The following is a 25,127-nucleotide window of genomic DNA, read 5'->3' on the forward strand; positions in this document are numbered from 1 at the left end:
GAATACCTCTCGCTCAAGCTCGACGATCCGTCCTTCACGGCCCCGGTCTACGCCTCCCTGGTCCAGGGCGACAAGGGCGAGCACAAGCTCATCTGGTCGCGCTGACCAGCACATCGGCGCTCCGCTTCACGGCGGGGCGCCTCTTCCACACCAGTGGAATTATGCGGAGCAGAAGCCGCCGCTATCGTCGAGAAATCCAGCCTTCAGCGATCAGCACTCCGCATAATCACACTCTCAGCATAATCGACATTGCCTGCGTAGATGCGGAAGTGCGGGCCCTTGTCGGAGGGGTTTTCGATGCGGGCGATGCGGGCCTTGACGTTGAGGGCGAGCGTGCGGATCGAGCCGTTGAAGCCGGTTTCGGAGGTGGTGAAGGTGCCGATGGTTGCCATTGTCGTATTCCTTTGCTGTTTCGGGCCGCGCCCATCGCGGCCTCGATGGCTGTCGCAAGGATCGGGGACGATCGGACCGCACCTGAAAGGCCGGAATGAAATGGAGGGCGGCCAGGAGAAGCTTTGTTGCTTCGCGAGGAATGAGCGCATCGCGCTCAGGGGAAGAAAGTTTCGCAAGGCCGTTGCGGGAAGACGATCGAGGTGAAGCCGGTCTTCGATCAGACATGCCTCATCGAGCCCGCGAAGGTCGTGGCCTGGTGCAGTAGTCGAAGGGATATGGCAATGGCTGCCAATCCACGAATGCCCGTCCGACCGTTACAACCATCGCTCCGCTGTCCTGTCCACATGCCAGACCCAAGCCTCGCTGAACCCCCGAGCGTAGGGCGTTGCATTGCCCATCCTCCGCGCTATCGTCGCGCCTTGCGATTCGTCGCCGGGAGGATTTATGCGTCAGCAGACAAAACCGTTTATCGTTGAAATCAAGCCGTCCCGGAAGCTCAAGCCGATTGACCGGAAAACCTCGATCTGGGGCAAACTGGACCTTGCAACTGATCGTGACGCGCCCACCGCGGCTGACGACCGAGAGTTGCCGGTCGCTGGCGAGACCAACGACCGGCGCTGACAAGTCGTTACGCAGCAAGGCGCTCGTCGGCTGAGTCGGGCTGCAGCGAATGCAGGAACGTTACGGCCCGTTGCGCATGCGCTGCCGCCTGGAAGATCGCCCGTCTGTCGTCGGTCAGGACCTTGAGCCAGGAGTCAAGATAGGACGCATGATCGGGTCGTGGGTCGAGTTCGGGAACAATGCCGAGGTCGGCGCAAAGGAAGCAACTGCCGAGCTCGGCAATCAATTCCTCGCGCGCACGCTCGCTCTTGTCCTTGGCGTAGCGGCTGAGGTCGCGACCGACACGGTGGTCCGGCGCGGTCCAATGGGTGACCTCGTGACTGAGGGTTGCATAGTAGCTTGCAGCGTCCTTGAAGCTCTCGAACAGCGGCATCTGAATGAGGTCGGCGGCCGGCGAGAAGAAGGCCTGGTTGCCGCCGTGGCGAATGGAAGCGCCGGTGTTGCGGAAGAACCAATCGGCATGCTCGATGCGCTGGACCGGATCTGGAACCGGTGCGGGCCGCTGATGATTGTAGTGGTCGGGAAGTCCGTCGATCTGCTCGATGTTGAACACGCTATACGCCTTCAGGAAGGGGATTTCCCGCTCGACTTCGCCGCCGTTCCCGTCGGTTTCGGACTTGGTGAACCGGCTGGCGAAGACGACGGTCGTGCCGGTCTCGCCTTTGCGCACCGCGGCGCCCAGTTCAAGGGACTGCTTGAACGTCATCCATGTGGATGACGTATAACCCCGTGCGATGCCCTCCGACCATAAAAGCAGTACGTTGACGCCAGAATAGGGTTGCCCGTTGTAACGCAGCGGCCGGGTAATGCGGCCTGCCGTGTTCGCCGCATTCCATGGTTTCATCCAGGGCCGCACGCCCTTCGCAAGATCTTCGATGATCTTGTCGGTGATGCGGGTATAAAGATCGCCCCTCTGATTTTCTGTCCTGCTCATATCAAAACCTCCGTTTCGAGGCCGCGCCCGTCGCGGCCCGTTGCGGAGGGTCGAAGGCAGGAGCAGGTCAGTCGGCGGATGCACCGGAACGGCCGCAACAAAGTGGAGGACGGCAAGGCCGTTGCGTCCGCCGGCGGCTCCTGCAGACCCGACGAACGGAACGGGCTGCGCTGCGCGCGCCATCGGCTTCATTTCATGTTGCTCGTTTCCGCCTCCGCGACACGAAAAAAGCCGGTCCCGCCATGGAACCGGCCGTTCTTGTGTCGACTGAAAAGCCGGGCGGAGCCCCGCCCGAGCTATCTAATCGAAGGCTGAGATTTGCGCTTCGGCCGCCTTGCGGCTGAGCGACGTGCCCGGCTGCTCGACCGGCCGGTCGAAAGGCTTCCAGGTCTCGCCGATGACCTGGGCATAGGCAGCGACGGCACCTTCGGCTGCCATTCTGAGCGAATGGGCCTGTATGCCCATGTCGGCGGCAAACTCCCGCTTACGCTGGGCGGCGCTGTCATAGCCGACGGGGCCGTCGAGGTCCTCGTCACGGGCATCGTTCGCGGCCTTGGCCGTGGCATCGCGCGCTTCGGTGACGGCGCGGCTGTAGAACTGGCCGGCGCCATGGGCAGAACCGACATAGGCGCCGACGATCCGCTGCAGGTGGATCTGCATGGCCTTGTCGCCAAGGCCATCGCCGAGCGCATCGGCTGTCTCGATGATCAGGCGCTCATGCAGGTCGCGGATGCCGTCGCTGTCGATGACGGCGGTCCCGAAACTCTCGGCGATCTTCAGCGCCTGGCTGGCGTCGGGGCAGGTGAGCCGGACCATTTCGACGGTGGCGCCCTTGCGAAGTTGCACGACGCGTGGGGATTGGCGAGGAGAGGATGCGGGCTTGGCCATGGTCGTTTCCTTTCGAGGTCGTCCGAAGCGGCTGCGGCCCATGCCGGCTTGCCCTTCGGTGCGGTCAGCCCGAACCGGCGGAAAGACGGGCGCTTCAGGGTCCGGCCCCACCTGGACGAGCGGAGCCGGTTTGCGTGCGAAGAGGGCAAGCTGCCCTCGACGGAGCACGCGAGCCTGCTCCGAGAAGGACGGCGGGGTCCGGCCGCACCGCGGCGCGACAGCGGCCTTGAAGCGCACGGCCGCCGGTTCAGACCGCAGCAAAACCGAAGGGCAAGCCGGCGTGGAGAGGGAGACGACGTCCTCGAAACGAAACTGGAGGCTCCCCCGCAAACTCCGTCTTCCCCACGCGGGCGTGAATGCTCGCCTACCGCTCGGGCGGCTTGGGCAACCGGTAGGATTGCAGCCAGCTCGGACCGTGCGAGTTGCGAAGGCCCCGCAGCAGACCGCCGTCATCATGCGGCGGACCGCCCATCCACGCATTGCTGAGGATCGATTTCCAGCGGCGGCCATGCTTGGCGGCATAAGCCTGAAGCGCCGCTTGCTGATCCGCCGTCAGGGGCGGCATTACTTCATGGCGAAAACGGGCAACACGCGTCTTTGGCGAGGCCTCGGACACTGCTTCCCTGGCCGCGATCAGGCGCCTGAGTTCCGCAACCCCCGCGTTGACGCAGGCTTCGCCCTCGAGGTGATGGAACTGGCGCCAGAATGCGGTTCTCTCGGCTGGCGATGTGCCGATACCGGCTTTTCGCTCCAGTTCTCCGATCGTGCTCATAGCGACGCTCTCCGGGCGGTTGCGACGGGTGGATCGGATTCTACTCGCGCCCGAAATGCCGTGATTGCCGCATCCTGCCGGGCAAGTTTTCGGGTAAGCGCGTCGAGCTCGGGCTGGCGCTCGGCCGTCAGAGCTGCCAGGTTCGCGCGGTAGCGTTCGAGGAAGGCGCCCGGCTCCGGCGGCTTGCCCCGGCGAAAGCCAGCCTGACGTCGGCCAAGCTGCGGAATGAGCGCTGTCATGCGGCGCGTAATCTGCCGCTCGATGAGAGCGAGCTGGTGCTGTGTCTTTCGCCGCGCCGCTTCCATTCTGGCAAGCGAGCCGGCCTGTCGTTCGGAACTGGCCATTACGACGCCCTCCCACGCCAACCGGCGAAGCTGGAGGGTCCGTCATAGACGGCATGCCTCGCCTCATCGATGACAAAGCCGAAGCGGCCGATTGCATACTCATCGCTCGGCACCAGGAAGCGACGCTCTTTCACGCGCTCGCCGCGCTTGCCGCCGATCGTGGCGATCACCTCGGTCATGCCGGCGTTATGGTCTGACCGTAGCGCCGAGATGACGATCCAGTCGCCAGCGTGCTGCCGCGCGAAGGCTCGGGCATCCTTCTCGTAGCACTCGCCGGGTGCAAGGGGGCGACCGGAGATCGCCTCCCAGACATCCGGCCAACTGTCGCGGATCGTCTTGTCCGAGCACTTGCGTTCGTAGGCCGTGAACAGGTCCGGAAAGGTCAGGGCGACGACCGCCCACGCGGCATCCTCCTCGTACCAGCCGCCGTCTGCCCTCAGCATCGGATGGACCCTGGCGTTGCGAGCAGAGGAGAGTTGGAAGCCGCCATGGCCAGCCGTTGTGTGGGAGACGATGCCGTCGGCGTAGACGGTGGCGCTCTGGGACGCACCCCAAGGCGTGCTGCAGGTCATTCGCACGCTCTGTCGGGAAAGCAACCCCAACTCGCGGCTGTGTTCCGCCTGTTCGATCATACGGTCGCGAAACGCCGCTTCGTCGGCGACCGCGCCATGGTGGGAATAGAAATCATCGCGCTTCAGCGCGGCAAGCGGCCGCGACACGCGCCATGCACTGGCGAGCAAATATTGCCCGCCACCGGCAGGAACCATTGCGAAGACGAGATCGCCGATCCGCGCGACAGCCATGTCGTCGGCGGCTCTGGCGAATTCCACCCCTAAATCTTCAGGGGTGGAGGCCTCTATTTGGGGCGTGTGTGCCGGGTTCATGCCGCAGCCCTCCCTTCCATGTGATCGGCAGCAATCTCATCCTCAGTCACCTCGTCGAGAACGGCATGAGGATAGCCGTGCTGGGTGAGCCATTCCTCGGCCGCGTGCCGATCAACGGCGAGATGCACGAGCTCGGCATTGGCGCCGGCGCGATCGAAAACGCGAACCGATCCGAGCGGCGGCCGCTCGATCACTTTGAATGTCAGCGTGCTCTCGAGCGAGAAGGTGCGGTGGATGCGGATGGCGATCACGCCACTTGCGCCGAGATCGCCCTCGTGAAGCGTAAAATTGGGCGACAGGCTCGTGGCGCCGAGGCTGCGCTCGCCCTCCTTGCGGACCAGCCGGCCCTGACTGTTCCGGGTCTTCCAGGCGGCGAGCTTCTTGCTGAAACGCTCGGGCGGTCGGGGAGTGCCATCCGACCAGGCGACGATGGAACCAACAGGGGCGAGGTCATAGATCAGAGACGCGGACATTTGCGCATCCTCCTTTGAGTTTTGATGGTGGTGGAAACGAAACCGCCGCCGGGGCGGCCGGCGGCGGAGGATCATGCGGAGAAGAGGGTCTGCTATTCCGCCGCGATCGCGTAGGCGGTTTCCTCGTCGCTGGAGGGGTCATCATTTGTCGTCACCGCATCAGCGTCAGGATCCCCGTGATCCAGATCCTGTGCGTCTGAAGCGTCGGCGTCGTTGCGAGCGTCCGGCTGCGCATCGCCGCCGATATCGCCGATCGCCTCTTCGACCGGGGCATTCTCCTCGTCGAAGCAATCGCGATGTTTCAGGAGATCGGCGATGTCCTTCGGGTCAGGCGCAAACAGCGCCGCCGGATGGACGAAGGTTGCCTCAGTCGATGTGAAGTGGTCGACGAGGGCTGCGCGGGTTTCGCGGACCCGCGCCCGGGGCTGGAGGTTGGCCTCCTTTGCCGCAGTCTCCAGGGCCTGGCGCGACAGGCACAGAAGGAAGTCCTCTGTTCCCATATTCGGTAGGAAGCCTTCGGCGCCGATCGCCTCGCCGGCGATCCTGGAGACGACGCCGCTGTTCGACATACCACGGCGGCAAGAAAGCACGTCGATGAGGACCGAACGGGCGGCGACACGCACGCTGTCCATATCAACCGACAGCCTGCCATCGGCGGAATAGAGGCGCGCGGCATGACGTTGGAACCGCCTCAGTCCGAACATGGTGTCGTTGGCGCCGGAATCGACCCGGACATTGGTGCCGGCAAAGGCCATGACCAGGAGAGCCATCAACATGTCGTCCTCGATCGGCGCGCGGGCCAGCGCCTCATGCAGCGCATCGGTCCGGAAATCACCGATCATGTCGAAGCCCTTCTGCGTGACGTCGGGCCTTGTCTTTCCGGCGACCGCCGCCTCGTCGTTGGCCTCCTCCGTCCCATCGGCCGCGGTGCCGGTCTGGCCGGCGGACTTCCTGACCTCCGGCATCCGGTAGTGAACGCTCTGCACCTTGCCCTCGCGATCGAGGTACATTGCGGTGCAATCGCCTTTGCCTGGCTTGCCGTAGACGCGTTCGGCCTTCTTCGGCAGGTCCGGCTGGCCCCAATTGTTGACCTCGACGATCGCACCCTTCTTCGGCAGGTTGCTTGCCATCCACTCCTGCTGGGCGCCGAGGAACGCCTCGACATTTGTGGTGTAGCGATTGTCCTGATCGGCCGGGCCGAACAGGTCCTCGGACCACTCGATACCGTAGGCCAGGCGAAGATCATCGCCGAAGCTTGCATCGCGAGCGTACATGCGGGTTTTCGACAGCCCGTTGGCGATCTGCCACCAGGCTGCCGTATCGCCCTTCTTCGGCTTGTGGGCTTTCCAGACCTCTTTCTGCTCCTCGGACGAGGCAGCGGCGATCGTCCTCAGCTGCTGCTCGTTCGGCATATCTCCCTTCGCCATCTGGTCGAGCATCGAAGGCAGAACGTTGGCGAGCAGACGGAGCTTGCGGATCTGGCGGACGGGGAGGGCAAGCGCTACGGCGATCGCCTCCTCGGTCCAACCAAGCGCGACCAGCCGCTCGATGCCGCGCCATTGGTCGACGGGGTTCAACGGCTCACGCGCGATGTTCTCGATCATCGAGCGCATGGCGCCATTGTCGTTGGCCGCCTCGACGACGATCACGTCGATTTCCTCGAGACCGGCGGCGACCGCCATGCGTGTGCGCCGGTGACCCGCTTCAATGACGTAGCCGTTGCCACCGGCTTCCGGGAAAATGACGGGCGGCTGGATAACGCCTACAGCCTTGATGGTCGCCAGAAGCAGGGCGTCGGCCTGCGGCGTCGACTTCGACTGACGCGTGTTGTCGGGGTTGTCCTTCAGCGCACGCGGATCGACCTTCATGAGTTGCATGGGATGCTCCTTCTCGGGGATTTGGACACGGCCCTTCTGCCTGTCCTTCTCGCGTCTTCATTTTTCCGAAGACATCTCCCGGACCGCGGAGCGGGCGGCCGGGTGCAACTGCGGCCGAGCATTGCTGCCGCGAAGGACGAGCGGGGCTGACAGCCCTGCGAAGGCGAGTGGCCGGGATGCGGAGGCGGCGGTTGAGCGGAAGCGGCGACCGGCGAACTGCTCTGCGACGATTCCTCTTCCTTCCTTCCTTTCTCCCTTGCTTCCTTCTCGTGTCGGCGGCAGAAGCGGCGGCTTGCACGCGACTGGACGTCGATTTTGATAAGATGGAAAATAAAAAAATGGGCCAGCGGAAACCGCGGCCCTTGAAGTGTGAAGGTCAATAAACCTCCAGAGGGGAACAGCTGCTGCGGCGGCACTGGGAGGAGAGGCCGCCATGTGCATCAGCTGCGTGCGGTATGAACATTATTTGAGCAGACGGAAGTCATTTATTGTGCAATGCAGCTATGCACATGCTGCACCGCATCCAAAAGACCGCAATCGGCCGATGGTCAAGCTGCCTCTGGCCTGGCGGCCGCTTCCTCGCGCGCCGTAGTCGCCAATTCCTCCTCAACGTCTCGAAGCTGCCGGCGCTTGTCGGTAAGCTCATCTGCAAATGCGAATACGCCGCCTTCGCGCGAGCGATAGGCGCCAAGACGCCGCTCGGCTTCATGCAGTCGATGCCGATACCGCGCCTGTTCATCATCAAAGCCGGCAAGCGCGTGCTCCAGCCGCGAGATCGCGCCGATCGGCGTCACGGTGACGGCAAGATCGACCTCCTGGGTGGCGCCGGTACGCTGGAGGAGGGTGGCGTAGTGATAGCCGTCACCCTTACCGAACCGCTCGCCGGAATAGATCACATCGAAGCCGCCGATCGAAGCAATGGCGACATCACCCTCCTGTTGAAGCTGGACGAGGGTCAGGATTTCCTTCATCAGCGCCCGGCCGGCAAGCTTACGCTCCTCATAGGTCTCGCCCTTGACCACCATCACGAAGGCATCGCCAGCAGTCGGAATGAGCTGTTCGATGTCCCTGGCAATCTCGCCGATACGCCGGATCGAAACCTCGATGTCGCGCTCGGCATCACGGATCTGCCGGCGCACGGCATACTGATCGTCATCATGAGCGGCGCGCAACCGTTCGAGCCGGGCAATGTCGGCCTCGAGCCCCGCCTTCTGCATTAGCCGTTCGTCACCGCTCGCGATCGCCTTGGCCATGGCGAACTGGTTGACGGCTCCTTCGCCGAGGTCTTCCAAGCGGCGAATCGAAGTATCGCCTGAAAGTGCCGCGGCAATGAAGCGGGCCTTGCGCTCGTTGTTCTGCCACATAGCAGCGTCGAGCGAGCCCTGGGTGGCATAGGCGAAGATATCGACCTCGTCATGCTGATTGCCCTGGCGGACGATCCGGCCCTCGCGCTGTTCGATCTGCGAGGGCAGCCAGGGAACGTCCAGATGATGCAGCGCCTTGAGACGAAGCTGCGCGTTGACGCCGGTCCCCATGGTCTCTGAAGAGCCGATGAGGAAGCGGACCTTGCCGGCGCGCACGTCGGCGAACAGACGCTGTTTCGCGTCGCTCTTCTTGTAATCCTGCATGAAGGCGATTTCGGATGGCGGAACGCCCATCCGGACGAGTTCGTCGCGGATCCATCGATAGGCGGAAAAGCCTCTCGTCTTCTCGACATTGATGGTGCCGAGATCGGAAAAGATCATCTGCGCCGCCCCGGGCAGATCGAACTGCTTGCCGTCCGGCCGCAAAAAGGTCCGTTGTGACGTCTCCTGCCAAATACGGAAGGCGTTCTGGACCAGCAGGTTGAGCTTGTTTTCCGGCTCGTTCTCGCTGTCGGGGTCGACCAGGCGGAGGTCAATGGCGGCATGGCGCCCATCGGTGATGACGGAGAGCAGAATGTCATCGCCGGGCTGCGCCGGCCCTTCGCGCATCTCGATCGCCTTGATACGGGCGTCGAGGATGGTCTGGTAGTTCTTGAAAGCCTGCGTCGGCTTGGCGGTGAGAATTTGCCGCCGGCCGGTGGAGATATCAGGCACCCTGACGTAATCGCGCAGATCCTCGGGCATCACCACGTCAGCGAAAGACCGGAACATGGCGATCAGTTCGGGGACGTTGACGAAGGAGGCAAAGCGGCTGACAGGCTTGTATCTGCCCGACGGCTGGATCTCGAGTTCGGTCGTCGTGTCGCCGAAGGTCGAGGCCCAGGCGTCGAATTCATGCAACCCGCGCTCGCGCAACGCGTCGGATCCGAGCAGGCGCTGGACCGAGAACATTTCGCCAAGCGTATTGGTGATCGGCGTGCCGGAGGCGAGAATCAAGGCCCGGCCGGGATTCTTCGTCTCGATGAAACGGGACTTGACGTAGAGGTCCCAGGCACGCTGCGAGCCGTTCGGATCGATGCCTTTCAACGTCGACATGTTGGTGGCAAACGAAAGCTTGCGGAATTCCTGCGCCTCATCGACGATGATCTGGTCGACGCCGATTTCAGAGATCGTCAGCAGATCGTCCTTGCGGGTCGACAACGCCTCCAGCCGTTCCTTCAGACCTTCCTTGAGCCGCTCCAGCCGCTTGCGCGAGACCCGATCCTCGCTGTCGACCTTGGTCAGCAGATCCTCATATAGCTCCAGCTCGTCCTGGATCATCTGTTGCTCGAAGGCCGATGGCACGGCGATGAACCGGAATGCCGAGTGCGTGATGATGATGGCATCCCAGGTTGCTGTTGCAGCGCGGGACAGGAAGCGAGCGCGCTTGTCCTTCGAGAAATTGGTCTCGTCGGCGACGAGAATGCGGGCGTTGGGATAGAGCGCCAGGAATTCGCGGGCCGCCTGCGCCAGGCAATGGCCCGGCACCACCAGCATCGCCTTGGCGATCAGTCCGAGGCGGCGCTGCTCCATGATGGCGGCCGCCATCGTCATCGTCTTGCCGGCGCCGACGGCATGCGCCAGATAGGTCGCTCCCGACGAGATCATGCGCCAGATGCCACGCTTCTGGTGCCCATAAAGAATAAAGGCGCCAGAGGCGCCGGGAAGTTGGAGGTGGGAGCCGTCGAAGCGCCTGGGCGCGATGTTGTTGAAGCGGTCGTTATAGACCCGCGCCAGCCGGTCGGTACGATCGGGATCGGTCCAGACCCAGTTCTGGAAGGCTTGCTTGATTTTCTGCAGCTTGTCGCGGGCGGCTTCGGTATCGACGACGTTCAGTACCCGCCGCTCGCCGTCTGCGTCCTTGAACACGTCGAAGATCTGCGGCACCCGGCTGTTCAGCGCATCGGCAAGCAGCTCGCCGGCGTGACGCCGGTCGGTGCCCCATTCCGATGTGCCGGCCGCCGTCCATCCGAGCTGTCGCGCCTCGACGGTCCATGAACCGAGCTCCGGCAAGTGGTGGATCCTGATCTCGGCGCCCATGGTCTCGTGGACGAAGTCGACGATATCGGTCGCTGGGATCCAGGGTGCACCCAGCCGAGCGGTGATGTCCGAGGGGCGTAGATCGGCGGGCTGTACTGCTTCAAGCCCCCGGACATTGCGCTCGTAGACGGGATCCAACTCGGCCGCGGCTTTTGCGACCGCGAGTTTCGTGCGCACGGCGCCGGAGAGATAGGCGTCCGCGGTCTGCCAGGAGCCATCGGCGGGATCGCGAAAGATGGCATCGCCAAGCTCGTGCCGAACGTCGTCGGTGTCGCGATGCAGGAGTTCGGCGATGTGGTCGAGGTCGATACGACCGCGCTCGTTGAGGACGACGGCCAAGGCATCGGCGGCCGAGGTGATGACCGGCGGGGCAGGGGGCGCGATGACGCGTTCGGAGAAAATCGCTCCGGGCCTGGCGGTATCGGTTTCGAGGTCATAGTCCTCGATCGACGCGACCAGCCAGCAATCCGGATCGTCGAGAAACGGAGCAAGGTTCGGGCGACGGTGAGTTTCGCGAACTTCTCCGCTCCCGTCATCCTCGCTGATAGACACCGTCGTATGATTGATCGGCCCGAAATCGCGCACGAAACTCGACCAGGCGACCCTGAGTCGCACCTGGCACTCGCGCCACGGTCGATCGAGTTCCTGGGCCTTCAGCACCTCGCGCACGGCGTCTCGGATCGGAATGAGCTTCTTGATGATCCGGACATGCTTTTCCCGAATGCCGTCGGCGCTGCGGCCACTGCGAATTTTCACCGCGACCGGTGCGCCATCGATCATCTGCATCAGGCCGTGCCTGGTGTCGAGGAAGAAGCTGCCCTCCCGAATCCGGCTTTGGTCAGGCTTCAGATCGAGGATTTCCGCCAGCTCTTCTTCGAGGTCGCGATCGATTTCGGTCGGTTCGCCATCGTAGATGCCCTCCGGAAGGCGCTCGATAGCCGCAAGAAGTACCGCCTCCAGGCTTTCGCCCGGCCGCGCCACGCAGGTATAGGTCTCGCCGAAGGGGCCGGAGACCAGGGCATGATCGCCGAGCACAGTATCCGCATGCTGCGCGAACCAGCGGTTCACACGGATGGCTCCGTCCTCCGCGGTCGCCGGGCGAATTTCCTCCAAATCAAGCCAGCCGAGATCGTTTGCGGCTTCGCCCGTCTTTCGTTTGCGAAAAAAAAGAATATCGACGACCACATCGGTGCCGGCTTCCCGCCGAAAACTGCCTTCGGGAAGGCGGATGGCGCCGATAAGGTCGGCGGTTTTTGCAACATGCGCCCGGCAGGTGCGGTCGGCCTTGTCCATGGTGCCGGCGCTGGTGACGAAGGCGGCGAGCCCGCCAGGTTTCAGGAGATCGATCGCCCGCGCGATGAAATAGTCGTGCAGCCTGAGACCGAGCGCGCGATAGTGCCGGTCGGAACGAACCGTGCGATCGGAGAAGGGCGGGTTGCCGATGGCAAGATCGTAGATCGCATTGAGGTCCGTGCGCGCGAAATCGCCGTTGATGATGCGCGCCTTCGGCTGCAGCAGTTTCGCGATGCGGGCCGTGACGGGATCGAGCTCGATGCCGGTGACGTAGCTCAGTTCGCGATACTGTTTCGGCATCAGCGCCGGAAACAGGCCTGTTCCGATCCCCGGCTCCAACACTCGGCCGCCGCGCCAGCCGAGACGATGAATGCCCGTCCAGATTGCCCGAATGACGAATTCAGGGGTGAAGTGTGCATATTGGGTGCAACGGGCGAGCGACGCGTATTCGCCCTCGCTGACCACTGTTTCCAGCGAGTTGCCGAGATCATCCCAACCTGTGCGGAAGTCGGTTTCCCCAGGCCGCCGGAACATGCCGTTTGCCAGCTCGCCGGCGCCGAAACCGGTGAAGCGGATCAGCCTCGCCTGGGCGGCCGGAGTCGCCGGCAGATTTTGCCTCTCGATTTCGTTTGCGGTGAGGATGGCCGCGACATTGATGCGTGCTCGCTCCTTCCAGGTCGCGGCGAGATCGCGGTCGCCATCGTCGAGATAGAAGTTGGCGCGCTGCCCCTGCTTTCGCTGGACCGGCCGGTTGGTCGCCGGCAGAGCCCGCGCCGGAGAGGGTGGGGTCGGGTCGGGCTCGTCGTCGTTGGCGGCAAAACCGCCGAACGCCGTGACGCCAAGACCAAGTCCTGATGACAAAGCGCTGCTACCAAACATATCAAGGGTGAATGGATCGGTGCTCATCGAAAGCTCCTTGTGAGCGAGCGTCATCGATCCGCCGCAAGCGACAGTCGAGGAACGCGAAGGGGTGGAAGGGGCGCCTGCATGGGCTGCGCAGCTATCGTGGGCCGGGCGCGATTGCTTCGCGCACGGATGCAATCGGAAACTCTCAAGCCGCGATCGGCGAGGGGAGGTGGCGCAGTTGTACCGGCAGCTTGGCGGCGATCTCGTCGTCGCTGAGGCCTTCCAGCAGCTTCAGAACAGTGCCGTCTTTACCGCCGTAGATCATCACAGTGCGCTTGCCGCGCGAGGCCTCCGGCCAGCGCTCGTCCGCATAGCCGCGAAAGTCGTCCGCCGTGCTGCTCCAGATGTGCTCAAGGCGTTCCGCGCGCGTTAAAACCCGGACCGGGCGGTTCTCGCGCTCGATAATCGGAAGGCGCATGGTCTCGACGGACGCTTTTTCGGAAAGGTCGCAATAGCCGTGAAAATAGCGGATCGCCTCATCGATCCGGAGTGCGAAGAACACTGATGTCACCGAACCGGTCAGGAACTCGCGCATCGCAAACATCGAACCGCAGATCCAGAGCGGCGGCAGGATTTCGAACCATTCGCCGTCATAGAGCGGTGTTGCGTCGTCTCCCCAACGGTTGGGCCGCTGGAGATGACGGTCGAACATGCGGAACATCTGCGGTCGGCTTGGGACGCCCTGGAAGACTTTTCGGATTGCGGGGTAGGGGTTCATCTGCACTCCTTCGGAGGTTTCGGGCCGAAGCGCGGCACTGTCCTATCGACCTTGCCTTCCTCTTCAGTCCTTCATGACCCCTTGGCTGCCGCCGCCATCGCGGCCGTCAGGGTCAAGGGCCGGCTCCGCCGGGCGAAGCCTCCCTTGACGCGGACGGCGCGCATGCGGCACGCCTCCTTCTTCCATCGTTTCCCTCTTTTCCTTTTCCCTGATCTTCAGGGTTTCGTTCCAATCCTCCTCGGACGGCCGAAGTCGAAGCCAGTCGCAGCCTGCATCGTCGGCAAGCGTCCGCAGCCGTTCGGCAAACATCTCGCCCTGCGGATTGGCGTCCGTCGCCGCTACCATCTGGACGGCGGGCTTCGCCGCTAACTTCCGCAACGCTGCCTCCGTGGTCGGCGACCATCCGCCGCCAGTGCTGAGATAAAGCGTCCCCTCCCGCAAATCTTCGATCGCCGCGAGGCTCATGGCATCGATCGCCGCTTCCGTGACGGCCAGGCGCGAAGCGCTGTCCGAACCGAGACGGAAGAGAACCTTGGTTCCTCCGGATGCAAAACCCCGGTATTGCGGACCCCGCGCTTCCCAGCCGGTCAAGACCCCGGCCTGGTCCCGGTGCGCCGCCCACATGCTGCCTTGCGGGCCTTCGCGCAGAAGGTCGCCTTTGACGGTCGCTCGCAGCACGGTCGCTGGCAGATAGCGCTCGCCGTTGAGGTACCGCCACGACGAGGAACCAGGCCAGGGTCGCCTGCGGGACTGCCAACGATCGGGAAGAGAGAGGTCGGATCTCTGACCATCTTTCGCGGGCTGCCACTCCGGCCCCGTGATCTGAAACCCGACCAGAGCCGCGACCCGTTCTGCACCTTCGGGAAAACCGACCCGATCGAGATGCTCGACGAGCCGGAACACATCGCCTTTCGCGTCGGACAGGGGATCGAACCACCCACGCCCTTCATAGGTGACGATAATGATCTCGCCGCCGCGGCGGAACTTGACTGCCCGTCGCGTGCTTTCCTTCGCGTCTATTGCAAAACCGGCATGCTCAAGCACTGCCGCACAACTGACCTGATCGCGCAGCGCTTCAATCTCTCTTCTCTTCATTTTTCATTCCGATCGCCCAGCGATCGGCCTCCATAATCCTTCCTTGCCCGTCGGTTCACCGACGCCTTTCGGCAGGCCCCGAAGAGCAAAGACCGCAAGGGCGCGGCTGGCAATTGTCGGATCATGCAAGCTGACGTCGGACGCGGCGAAGCCCCCCTTGCGGCCTGCCGCTCGCAAGGGGCACCCACGCGGCGCCGGCTCAATGAGCCGGCCATGGCGTATACTCGTGCACGATCGCCAGATCGTCGTCGGCGTCGATCTCGTCAGAAGGAAGGACGCCGTATTCTCCGTCGACCTCGAAGAGGGTGACCGGGACCATCAGGTCACGGGAAAGCTGGAGGGCGTGGGACTGTGCGAGAGAGAGATCGTGCGACATTTGAGAGGCTCCTACGGGAGCGGGCCAATTCCCGCTCGATGGCTCCTCAAAAGGCACGGGGTCCGGGCGCGATCACCGCGAGGCGAAGCCGACGCGGCCGCAGCTTGCTAGCGGACCCTTTATGGGTTGATCGTGGAAGATCCGGAACCGGGCCAGGACGCCATCACAGACAAGCGGGATTGGCTTGCTTCCGTTTGGGCCACCGTTCGACGCACGATTTTCGAGCTTCGTGCCAGGTCGTCGCTGCCCGCAGGCCGATTACTCGTGTCTTCGATTTAGCGGGTCAGGTGTTGGCTGAGCGAAGGACTCTGCGTCGCCGCGTGACCGAATGTCGCGTCAGCTTCAGTCGTGGCACCGCCTAAGTTGCGATGAGTCGTGCCTTTCGCGGTTTGCGGAACCCGACCCTGCAAGCGAGAGCGATGGTGCCCGGAGACCGAATGCATAGTTCGCCGCCGACCCAATCTGTCCGCCAAATTTGATTCCCGGATGGCCGCGAAAGCGGGTGTCCACCCTCGGGCGGCACACGAGGACTGTCGCCGGATTTCTATCGCGGCGCGTTTCACATCAATAACCGAGCGGCACTCTGGATTGGCTTCCCCTTAAGCTCGGCATCACTTCGGTTCTCACTATGATCACGCTCAAGAAGCGATGACACTATTGAAGCCTATTACGGGTTCCCTCAGACAACTCCTTGAGGATCAGCGCGCAAGACGTCGCACCAGCATCCAGCACGCCGAGCGATCGTTCGCCCAGCCTGCTGGCTCGGCCGATCCGCGCGATCAAGTTCACCGTCGAATCGCGGCCACTTTCGGCTGCCGCAACGAGGAGTTCCAATGCCTCGTCGAAGGATTTCCCTTCTGATGTCGCATTGTCAAAAGCTTCAACAGCAGGCACCAACGTGTCAAGCAATGTCTTGTCGCCGACTTTGGCCGAACCAATTTGTTGAATACCCGTCAAGCCAGCATGCAGCATTCGGCTGAACGTCTTGTTGTCGATCTGGTCGACCTGATCGATCTGCTGGGCAAACTCGGTGAACATCACACCGTAAAGCGGACCCATAGATCCGCCGATCTCGGTCATCAGGACTGTTCCGAGGGTCTCAAGCGCTTTTGCGAGCGATAGCTCCTTGCCGCGTATCCGGTCGGCCACTAAACCGAAACCTTTCGCCATATTTATTCCGTGATCGCCGTCGCCAATCTTGCCGTCGATCTCGCTGAGGTAGGCGCGGTTATCGATGATCGCTCTTGCCATGGAGACTACGATTTCTCCGGCTGCCGCGTTATTCATTTTTTGCATTGTTCCCTCCTTAAAGCGTCGCCGCGCAGCGAACCTCGACCTCCAGTAGCGACTTTAGCTCTTCATCGAGCGCCATGACCGTCAAAGTCGCTCCAACCATCTCAAGAGACGTGAAGTAGTTACCAACATACGCTTTGTGGATCCTGAGGCCGCGGCCGGAGATTTCCTCCTCGACTGTGTCGAAGAGAATGTAAAGTTCGTTCAGCGGTGTCGCGCCAAGGCCAGATACCAGTACGGCCACTTCTGTCCCCGAGCCGAGATCATGATCATCCAGCACGATCTGGCACATATCCTTGGCGACCTCTGATGCGCTCTTGAGCGCTTCTACTCGCACGCCCGGCTCGCCGTGATGGCCGATACCGACTTCAATGGTGCCAGGCTCGATCTGGAAGTTCGGATGTCCGACCGCTGGAAGAGTGCACGGCCCCAATCCGACACCGACCGAGCGGCAATTGTCGATGGCCTTCTGCGCTGCGTCACGAACCTCGGATAGGCTGGCGCCCATCGACGCTTTCGCTCCGCCGACCTTCCACATGAAGATCTCTCCGGCAACGCCTCGGCGCTTCTCCCGCTCCTCGGCGGAGGCGGAGCACACGTCATCGTTCGCAACCACCGTGGCAACCTCGATGCCGTCCTTCGCGGCGAGTTTCATCGCCATTTTCACGTTCATGTTGTCTCCGGCATAATTTCCGTAGAGGACAACGACGCCGTTTCCACCATTCGCTTCGCGTATGGCATCATGAAAGCTCTTTGCCGTTGGCGACGAAAACAGCTCGCCGACCGCGACCGCGTCGAGCATGTTGCGGCCTATATAGCCAATGAAGGCAGGCTCGTGTCCGGAGCCACCTCCAGTTACGACACCCACTTTTCCTTGCGCGGGCCGGTCAATCGCCGTCACCACGCGTTGGTTTTCGGCGAGGCGCACGATGTCTCGGTGTGCCTTCACAAAGCCCCTGATGGTATCTTCCACGACCTCATCGCGGTTGTTTACAAAACGTTGCACTGCGTCCTCCTCCAGACACGGTCATTGATTGTGGTTGAGCGCTCGCCGGACGACCTTGAGCGACCGAGCCAGCGAGTCCTCGATCGTTGACAGCGGCACGGGATCTTGGCGGCGAACGGGCTGCGCCTGCCGATTGCGATGCAGTCTCAAGGGAAGTTCAATACTGACCGGGAGGCTGTCGAGCTTTGCGATTGCAGCCAGGAGGCGCTCGCACCCGACCTTGCCGTCGCCGATATCGCAGAAAAACCAACCTTCGTCGGTTTCACGGACATCCTTGATATGGGCGTGCGCCGATTCCGGCAGCGCCAGGATTCCATCACCTGCGAGATCGTCCATGTCCGGTCGATGTGACGCCGTGTTTGCAGCGTCGTAATTTAGCTTTAGAAAGGGCGATCCGAATTCCTCAACAAGAGAAATACCGTCCCGCGCGGTGTTGATCAGGCTATCGCTGCCGTCTCCTGGGTTTTCCAGGCCAACGATGATATCAAAGGCTTCCGCTCTTCTCAGTATGGTTTCGACGTTGCGACGGAATGTTGCCTCTCTTTGTCGGGCGGCCGCGTTGGTCGCAATAACTTTGGCTCCAATCGCCGCGGCGAATGCCATGCGGCCCGTGAACACTTCGACCGAATCTTCGAAACCGAGGTCGATGTGCGACGACATTGCATGACACAAGAGCCCCGAAGACCTAAGCGCGCTGCGCCAACTGGTCATCTCGGAAGGTGTGAAGGCGGTCTCATCGAAGGGTTCTGTATATCCAACGATAAAGGCCGGCTCGAAATGGGTGAACCCGAGGGTTGCCGCGCTCTCCAGTGCGGCCTCTCTGCTATGCCCGTCGTACGGCGCGCCGGACACGGAGATCACCCGTTCAGCCATGCATTCCTCCCTTAGCAAAGAACGGCGCAAAGGCCGTTCCGAAGGGCAAAGTGTTAAAAACGCTTCATCCGGACAAGCGAATTCAATCGGTCAATACATGAATGCATCTCAACAAATGCATCATTTGCGTTAAATTTCCTCATGGAATATAGAGGAAGGGCGTCCTCCAGCGTACTGAATGTCTCAAGTAAGAACGGTGGCGAGGCACGCATAAACGGGGAGGAGGGGTGATGAGCGCGTTGGAGTTTCCTTCGCTGCGATCGCTACAGGTGTTGGAAGCTGTCGCACGTCTTGGATCTTTTGGAAAAGCCGCCGAGGAACTAAGCATCAGCCCCTCGGCCGTGAGCCATCAAATGGCCGCGCTGGATTCGGAGCTCGGAATTGCTTTATTTCATCGCTCCGGGCGTTCAATCATGCTGACTGACGCGGGAAGGGCTTACGCTGAAGAGATCAGCGCCTCCTTTCGAAGGATCGAGAGCGCCACTCGCAATTTCACGAAGAAGGGCAAAAGTGACATTCTGAATATCCATTCGGTTGTCAGTCTCGCTTCGCAGTGGCTCATGCCTCGCCTCGCCCGGTTTAGCGCCCGCTATCCGGAGATCGATCTTCGACTGCACGCTTCTGGTGACCCGGCCGAGCTCAGGACCGGCAACGTCGATATAGACATCCGCTACGGAACGCAGCCCGTGGAGGTTGGCATCGCCGTCGAGCCCTTCCCGCCCGAGCCAATAGTGGTCCTGTGCGCCCCATCGTTGGTCGAGGGCGCAAACGGAATACGCTCACCGCAGGATCTCGCCAGATTTCCGCTCATCCACTCCGAAGTGAACCTCTATCGCTGGCAGGATTGGGCCGACGACCACGGTGTGAGGCTCAACATGGATCGGGGGCTGCGTTTCGATAGATCTTTCATGTCCATCAATGCGGCCGCGGATGGACTTGGCGTTTGCCTGGAAAGCCTCATACTCGTCCGCCAAGATCTGAAAAGCGGGAGGCTCGTTGCGCCGTTTGGCCTGAAAGGCCCCAGCATCAATTGCCATAGTCTCGTGTACTTACGGTCCAGGGCAAGAACGCCAAAGATCGCTCTGTTCAAACGTTGGATCGAAGAGACCCTGGCTGGCGACGCGGTTTCTGCGAGTGAGATCGACGTCGGCGGGAGGTGAGTTATGCGCAATCGGGGTCGGTGATGCGCGACTGGTGGATCAGACGCGCATCCCCGACGTCAGGCAGTGGTTTAGCCGAAGAATTTCCCGAGTTCGTTCGCTATGAATTCGGGAGCTTCTTCCGCAACCCAGTGACCCGAGCCCGGGATCAATCCGCCTCGAACGTCACTTGCCACCCGCTGCAGTGATTCCATCGTCTCCATGCCGCGGCCAAAACCACTGTCTCCGCCCAGGGCGAGGACCGGCATTTCGAGCTTGCCATCCCTCTCGAGGAATAACTCGTTGTCTTTGACGTCGGTTGGAAAGCCCCGATAATAGGCGAGAAGTGTGCGCAGGCCACCCGGTTTCAGGTAGGTACGGAAATACTCATTCTTGTCTTCCTGAGATAGCACGTTTGCCCGGCTGCCGTAATTGTCAAACAACCATTCCAGATAGATATGCTCGCGACCGCCGAACATCGCTTCCGGCAAATCCGGCGTCCTGAAGAAAGGGTGGTGCCAACGGCGGCCGCCTTGCGACATGTCCGCTCCATCGCCAGGAATGGTAACGTCCAGGATCGCGAGCTTGCTAACAGCCCCCCGGTGCTGCGCGGCCAGGGCAAACGCCACCGGGCCGCCCCAGTCGTGTCCCACAAGATTGAAGCGATCGATCTTCAGATGTTCAGAAAGAAGCTCCCACACGTCCTCGGCAATCGTTTTCTTGTCGTACCCATCGGCGGGCCGGGAAGTGTCGCCGAGGCCCCGCAGGTCCGGCGCGATGATCGCGTACTTGTCCGCGAGGAAGGGGATCACGTGCCGCCATTCGTGCGAACTCTGCGGCACCCCGTGAAGGAGAACCAGCGGCTCACCGGATCCTGCGGTCAGGTAGTGCATGGTGATGCCGGACAGTCGCGCGTAATTGCTTTTGATCTCGGCACTCACTTTTTTGCCTCCTTCTGGCCCGCGGTCATTCCCCGATACGCACGAATGACCTGACTGTCATCTGCCGAGCCTGACCCCTGCCCAGACGCGGCAAGGAAGAACTGATGCGCAACGGAGGCGAGCGGCAGGGCGGCCCTGGCAGAGGAGCCGGCGGCAAGCACGATACCGAGATCTTTCACAAAAATGTCTACCGCGCTCGTTACCTCAGGGTCTTCCAGAAGCATCCGCTGGCCACGATCGTTGAGCATCCAGCTGGCGGCCGCCGAGCCGGACACGATCTCGAGTACCGTTGAGGTGTCGAGGCCAGCCCTTTCGGCGAGCGACAGCGCCTCAGCCGCTGCCGCCAAGTGTACGCCGCACAGCAACTGGTTGACTGCTTTGGCAACCGATGCCTGGCCAGGCCGCTCTCCGAGATAATAGATCTTGGAGCCGAGCACGTCGAAAAGATTGCGGCTCATCTCATAGGTTTGCCTGTCACCAGCCACCATGATGGAGAGCGACGCGTCGCGCGCTCCGGCGACGCCGCCGGAAACAGGCGCATCCAGAAACCGGTGACCGCGAGCAATAACGGCCTCGGCGAGCTGTTCAACCTCGCCGGGAGGGCATGTTGACATCAGGACGACGACGCTGGCCCTGGTTGAATTTGCCAGGGCGCCCCGTTCGAAGAGGGCTTGGTGCGCCTGGTCGATGTTGACTACCATCAACATCAAGACGTCAGTCTCGCTGGCCGCTTCTGTAGCGTCTGGATAGGCAGTCCCGCCACTGTCAGCGAAGCTTCTTAGAGCATTCTCCGAGATGTCAAACCCCTTGACCCTGAAGCCGCTTTTTAGGAGATGCGACGCCATCGGCAATCCCATCGAGCCGAGACCGATAAAACCGATTGTCGGTTTTCCCGGTCCTCGTGCCGGGCTCGGCTTTGTTTCTAAAGCTTGGTGCAATTCCGGTCTCCTCCGCGATACTGGCACGTCATAGGCCGGCACATCCCACCGGAGTGCCATGCTCGCATGCAAAGCGGTTAGCATGGCGGCTTCCTCCACATCAAAAGAGTTTGCGCAAAAAACATGTGACCTGGATTCATGTTGCCTGGCGCGTTCTCCCAGAAAAACTTTGCCTCCATCGCGGGTCACGCCGAACTCGCCTGAGTTCAACTCACCATTGGCCGGAGGCAATTCATTTGCGGACGTTTGGCGCAAGCGCCTAATTTACGTCCAGCCGCACAGTGGGAGGCTTCCGGCTTCAGCGACATCAGTCCAAGGTCTAAGCAACCTGCACGAAACTGAGGACGCTTACGAGGAAAGCGCCTGCGCTGGAGGCTCCTAAAAACATCGACATAGATCAACACGGTTAGAGGAGGAACCAATGATCAGAATGAATCGCCGTACCCTTATTATGAGTTCCGTGGCGATGACCGCCGCGCTTGCGGCACCGCGCATCATGCGTGCGAGTTCGCCTGAATTCTCGTTTAAATTCGCCAACATCATGCCGGTTGATCATCCGCTCAACACGCGGATGACCGAGGCTTCCGACAAGATCAGCCAGCAGACAGACGGCCGCGTGAGCATTCAAGTGTTCCCCGCGAGCCAGCTCGGCACCGATGCTGATATGCTCAGCCAGCTTCGATCAGGTGGCCTGGACCTTCTTGCGCAGACAGGCCTCATCGCAGCGACACTCGTCCCGCCGGCGGCCATCACCGGTGTAGGATTTGCCTACCCCGACTACGCGCAGGTGTGGAAGTCGGTGGATGGTGAGCTCGGCCGGAGCATCCGGACGGCTTTTGAGAAGGTCAACCTGATCGCCTTCGAGAAGATGTGGGACAACGGCTTTCGGCAGACGACCTCGATCGGGAAACCGATCAAGTCGCCCGAGGACCTCAAGGGCTTCAAGATCCGCGTCCCTCCTGCGCCGCTCTGGACATCGCTTTTCAAGTCTCTCGGCGCCGCGCCGACGTCGATTCCATGGGGCGAAACTTATTCCGCACTCCAGACCCACGTCGCCGACGGTCTCGAAAACCCGCTCGCTGGCATTTACTTTGCCAAGATGTACGAGGTTCAAAAGTATCTCTCCCGGACCAACCATATGTGGGACGGCTTCTGGATTCTCGCCAATCGGGACAACTTCGAGATGCTGCCTGAGGACTTGCGTGACATTGTCGTCACCGAGATCAATCGCTCGGCTATCGTGCAACGCGCTGATGTCGAAAAGCTGAATTCCGAACTCCAGGCAGAGCTGACGAGCAAGGGTCTTGAATTTATCGACGTCGATGTTTCCAAGTTCCGCGCGACGCTGCAAGCTTCGTCGTTCTACTCCGATTGGAAGGGGCGTTTTGGCGAGGAAGCATGGGCGTTGCTGGAGTCTACCTCGGGCAAATTGATCTGAGGCGTTGACATGGCTACTTCTGAAAATGTCAGCCCCCCGGTGATCGGCGCGTGGCCAGTCCTGGCGAAAGCTGAAACGCGCCTGGTGCGCCTGATTGAATTGATCGCCGCAGCACTTGTTGTTGTCGAGGTACTCGTGCTGTCGGCGGGCGTCTTCGCCCGCTATGCATGGGGCGAGCCGCTCATCTGGTCGGATGAGCTCGCCTCCATGTTGTTCCTCTGGCTTTCGATCGTGGGCGCGGTCCTCGCTTTTCACCGCGGACAGCACATGAGGATGGGCGTTATCGCGGACGCGATGCCGCCCGTCGTAAGGGCAAGACTGGAGGTGGCTGCACTTGTCTTTTGCCTTTCGGTCTGCGTGCTTCTTCTGCCCAAGGCCACGGCCTACGCTCTTCATGAAGTTCCGGTCGTCACTCCCGCGATGGAAGTTTCGGTCGCATGGCGTTCTTTTGGTCTTCCGATCGGACTTGGCCTGATGCTTATCCTTGGCGTGACCAATGCCCTTCAGCGCATCACGCTGAGCGATTTCCTGATCGGGGTCCTTGTAGCCGCATGCTTGATAGGGTTGGCGATTGCGGCGAAACCGTTGATCATGGCGATGGGCAACTGGAACCTCGTGCTTTTCTTCGTAGTCTTCATCGCACTAGGTGTGCTGAGCGGCGTACCAATCGCGTTCGTGTTCGCTCTCGCTGCCATCAGTTATGTGGCTCTGGGTACGAGCCGTCCGATAAGCGTGATCGCGGGTCGGCTTGATGAGGGAATGTCGCATCTTCTCCTCCTAGCGGTCCCGCTGTTCGTGCTGCTGGGTATGCTGATGGAGGTTACGGGCATGGCAAAAGCGATGCTGAACTTCCTGGCGTCCTTGCTCGGACATGTCAGAGGCGGCCTGTGTTACGTCCTCGTCGCGGCAATGTATCTGGTGTCTGGGATATCGGGTTCGAAGACCGCCGACATGGCTGCTGTCGCCCCGGCACTGTTCCCGGAGATGAAAGCGAGAGGATCAAAGCCCGGCGATCTCGTGGCCCTGCTTGCGGCTACGGGTGCGCAGACGGAGACGATCCCGCCGAGCCTCGTATTGATCACCATCGGATCGGTTACGAGCGTATCGATTTCGGCCCTGTTCATAGGCGGTCTTTTGCCGGCGTTCGTCTGCGGATTGATGCTTTGCGTTGTCGTCTGGTGGCGCTATCGCAACGAGGACATGTCGGGTTTTCGCAAGCCGCCAGCCAGGGAGATCTTTCGCACATTCCTGATTGCGCTTCCGGCTTTGGCCCTACCTTTTATCATCCGTACAGCGGTTGTCGAAGGCGTTGCTACCGCCACGGAAGTCTCGACAATCGGCATTGCCTACTCGCTGCTGGCAGGCCTCCTCATTTACCGCCGGTTCGACTGGAAGCGGGTGGGTCCGATGCTGGTGGAAACGGCGGTCTTGTCCGGAGCCATCCTTTTCATCATCGCGGCGGCAACGGCTGTGGCCTGGTGCCTGACTCAATCGGGTTTTTCGCGTGGGCTGGTTCAGACGATGGCGGGTCTACCCGGAGGAGCGCCGATCTTTATGATCGTGTCGATCGTCGCGTTCATTGTGCTCGGTAGCGTGCTGGAAGGCATTCCCGCGGTGGTTCTGTTCGCACCCCTGGTATTTCCGATCGCCAAGGGATTAGGGATCCACGACGTGCACTATTCGATCGTGGTCATTCTCGCCATGGGAGTGGGCTTGTTCCTCCCGCCGTTCGGCGTCGGTTATTATGCCGCCTGTGCAATCGGCCGTGTGAACCCAGTGGAAGGCATAAAGCCGCTGTGGGGGTACATGATCGCCCTGCTTCTCGGGCTTGCGATCGTCGCAGCGGTGCCCTGGATCTCGATCGGCTTCCTATGACGTGCGACCGTAGGCGGCCGGTAGAGAAGTCGGCCATTCTACGGTCGTAACCATGTCGGATAAGGCGGAATGCCGGGCTGGCAACGCGCTTCAGAAGCATGCTGCTGGCTCCGCAATATGCCCGGGAAGAAATGTAGCGCCCACCCGAAGATCGTTACGTCCTCGCGGTTTTCCGTGGCTTCTTCCTCAGGAGCGGTGCGCTCTTCGAGGGAAGAGGTAACATCTATCCTCCGACCGCTTAATGAACACCGTTGGCGACCTGACGCAGAGCCACTCACATAACAATGAGGCAGCCAAGGCGATCCACGATAATCTTGCCGATATTCGGATGCGAGCCGCGTCCCGCAGTCAGGGAGCCAAGAGTTCTTTCGAACTCACCGAAAGCCAACGAGATCTGATGGCCGGACCAACGCGGTACCCCGAAACCGGTTGTTTCGATTGATGAATCGCAGGTCCGAGCGAGATCATTTGTTGAGCGATGCTCATTGAAATGGACTCGCAATTCAATTGTCCTAGACCTGCCACTTGATACCTTTCCGATGCAGACAAAGCCGAAATCCGTCGCAAGACAAGCGCGGTCTGCAGACGCATTTTTACAAATGGGGAG

At 61.4% G+C, this 25,127-nt stretch carries 21 protein-coding genes and 1 pseudogene; 5 read left to right on the plus strand and 17 right to left on the minus strand.

The features are described from left to right. Positions 1 to 105 (plus strand): DUF736 family protein (locus K290_RS36305; protein WP_154668634.1); only part of this gene is annotated, 105 nt, incomplete at its 5' end. A 110-nt stretch (positions 106 to 215) separates the two neighbouring features. Here K290_RS36305 and K290_RS34530 read toward each other — a convergent pair. Beyond that, positions 216 to 392: pseudogene (locus K290_RS34530) on the minus strand (DUF736 family protein); the annotation flags it as partial. 445 nt (positions 393 to 837) lie between these two features. Here K290_RS34530 and K290_RS37970 point away from each other — a divergent pair. After that, positions 838 to 1,014, plus strand: coding sequence for a hypothetical protein (locus K290_RS37970; RefSeq protein ID WP_179613316.1), 177 nt, complete (start codon positions 838 to 840; stop codon positions 1,012 to 1,014). A gap of 7 nt (positions 1,015 to 1,021) precedes the next feature. Here K290_RS37970 and K290_RS0119365 read toward each other — a convergent pair whose 3' ends face one another. The 14 genes from K290_RS0119365 to K290_RS0119430 all read right to left on the minus strand — a co-directional run bounded on the left by K290_RS0119365 (position 1,022) and on the right by K290_RS0119430 (position 18,189). Beyond that, positions 1,022 to 1,948: an ArdC family protein gene (locus K290_RS0119365; protein ID WP_028753473.1), complete on the minus strand. Its 927-nt coding sequence runs from the start codon at positions 1,946 to 1,948 to the stop codon at positions 1,022 to 1,024. Positions 1,949 to 2,248: 300 nt separating this feature from the next. After that, complete coding sequence (locus K290_RS38865) at positions 2,249 to 2,836, minus strand: hypothetical protein (protein WP_028753474.1); 588 nt, start codon at positions 2,834 to 2,836, stop codon at positions 2,249 to 2,251. A gap of 364 nt (positions 2,837 to 3,200) precedes the next feature. After that, entirely contained in the window at positions 3,201 to 3,608 is a 408-nt protein-coding gene (locus K290_RS36315; RefSeq protein ID WP_028753475.1) for a hypothetical protein, read from the minus strand. Beyond that, positions 3,605 to 3,952, minus strand: a complete 348-nt coding sequence (locus K290_RS34540) for a hypothetical protein (protein WP_037135796.1) — start codon at positions 3,950 to 3,952, stop codon at positions 3,605 to 3,607. The genes K290_RS36315 and K290_RS34540 overlap by 4 nt, the downstream gene beginning before the upstream one ends. Beyond that, positions 3,952 to 4,836, minus strand: coding sequence for a DUF7007 domain-containing protein (locus tag K290_RS0119385; protein ID WP_028753476.1), 885 nt, complete (start codon positions 4,834 to 4,836; stop codon positions 3,952 to 3,954). Before K290_RS0119385 ends, K290_RS34540 begins: the two co-directional genes overlap by 1 nt. Next, positions 4,833 to 5,309: a hypothetical protein gene (locus tag K290_RS0119390; RefSeq protein WP_015341932.1), complete on the minus strand. Its 477-nt coding sequence runs from the start codon at positions 5,307 to 5,309 to the stop codon at positions 4,833 to 4,835. Before K290_RS0119390 ends, K290_RS0119385 begins: the two co-directional genes overlap by 4 nt. Before the next feature lie 92 nt (positions 5,310 to 5,401). Further along, positions 5,402 to 7,186, minus strand: coding sequence for a ParB/RepB/Spo0J family partition protein (locus K290_RS0119395; protein ID WP_015341931.1), 1,785 nt, complete (start codon positions 7,184 to 7,186; stop codon positions 5,402 to 5,404). Positions 7,187 to 7,734: 548 nt separating this feature from the next. Next, positions 7,735 to 12,828 (minus strand): N-6 DNA methylase, encoded by a 5,094-nt coding sequence (locus K290_RS0119400; RefSeq protein ID WP_028753477.1) that lies wholly within the window; start codon positions 12,826 to 12,828, stop codon positions 7,735 to 7,737. Between the two features lie 145 nt (positions 12,829 to 12,973). Continuing rightward, on the minus strand, positions 12,974 to 13,546 hold the full coding sequence (locus K290_RS0119405; protein ID WP_028753478.1) for a DUF1419 domain-containing protein: 573 nt from the start codon (positions 13,544 to 13,546) through the stop codon (positions 12,974 to 12,976). A gap of 63 nt (positions 13,547 to 13,609) precedes the next feature. Further along, on the minus strand, positions 13,610 to 14,641 hold the full coding sequence (locus K290_RS0119410) for a DUF3991 and toprim domain-containing protein (RefSeq protein ID WP_028753479.1): 1,032 nt from the start codon (positions 14,639 to 14,641) through the stop codon (positions 13,610 to 13,612). A 199-nt stretch (positions 14,642 to 14,840) separates the two neighbouring features. After that, entirely contained in the window at positions 14,841 to 15,017 is a 177-nt protein-coding gene (locus K290_RS37975) for a hypothetical protein (RefSeq protein ID WP_015341926.1), read from the minus strand. Between the two features lie 654 nt (positions 15,018 to 15,671). Continuing rightward, entirely contained in the window at positions 15,672 to 16,313 is a 642-nt protein-coding gene (dhaL, locus tag K290_RS0119420) for a dihydroxyacetone kinase subunit DhaL (RefSeq protein WP_013984746.1), read from the minus strand. Between the two features lie 10 nt (positions 16,314 to 16,323). Then, positions 16,324 to 17,316 (minus strand): dihydroxyacetone kinase subunit DhaK, encoded by a 993-nt coding sequence (locus K290_RS0119425; protein ID WP_004130028.1) that lies wholly within the window; start codon positions 17,314 to 17,316, stop codon positions 16,324 to 16,326. 21 nt (positions 17,317 to 17,337) lie between these two features. Beyond that, positions 17,338 to 18,189 carry a sugar phosphate isomerase/epimerase family protein gene (locus K290_RS0119430; protein ID WP_028753480.1) on the minus strand — a complete coding sequence of 284 codons (852 nt, stop codon included), beginning with the start codon at positions 18,187 to 18,189 and terminating at the stop codon, positions 17,338 to 17,340. A gap of 230 nt (positions 18,190 to 18,419) precedes the next feature. On the opposite strand from K290_RS0119430, the gene K290_RS0119435 reads away from it, so the two are divergent. Next, a complete protein-coding gene (locus K290_RS0119435) occupies positions 18,420 to 19,349 on the plus strand; it encodes a LysR substrate-binding domain-containing protein (protein ID WP_028753481.1) in 930 nt (309 codons plus the stop codon). Between the two features lie 71 nt (positions 19,350 to 19,420). Here the strand turns inward: K290_RS0119435 and K290_RS0119440 are convergent, their stop codons facing one another. Beyond that, the gene (locus K290_RS0119440) at positions 19,421 to 20,269 is read right to left on the minus strand and encodes an alpha/beta fold hydrolase (RefSeq protein WP_004130049.1); all 849 of its coding nucleotides are present in this window, start codon (positions 20,267 to 20,269) and stop codon (positions 19,421 to 19,423) included. Continuing rightward, positions 20,266 to 21,234 (minus strand): NAD(P)-dependent oxidoreductase, encoded by a 969-nt coding sequence (locus K290_RS34545; protein ID WP_015341921.1) that lies wholly within the window; start codon positions 21,232 to 21,234, stop codon positions 20,266 to 20,268. Before K290_RS34545 ends, K290_RS0119440 begins: the two co-directional genes overlap by 4 nt. 394 nt (positions 21,235 to 21,628) lie before the next feature. Here K290_RS34545 and K290_RS0119450 point away from each other — a divergent pair, with 394 nt between their 5' ends. After that, positions 21,629 to 22,645: a TRAP transporter substrate-binding protein gene (locus K290_RS0119450; protein WP_004130054.1), complete on the plus strand. Its 1,017-nt coding sequence runs from the start codon at positions 21,629 to 21,631 to the stop codon at positions 22,643 to 22,645. Positions 22,646 to 22,654: 9 nt separating this feature from the next. Further along, positions 22,655 to 24,520: a TRAP transporter large permease gene (locus K290_RS0119455; protein WP_028003112.1), complete on the plus strand. Its 1,866-nt coding sequence runs from the start codon at positions 22,655 to 22,657 to the stop codon at positions 24,518 to 24,520. The last annotated feature ends 607 nt before the right edge of the window (positions 24,521 to 25,127 follow it).

The sequence above is a fragment of the Rhizobium leucaenae USDA 9039 genome (assembly GCF_000426285.1).
GTDB lineage: Bacteria > Pseudomonadota > Alphaproteobacteria > Rhizobiales > Rhizobiaceae > Rhizobium > Rhizobium leucaenae.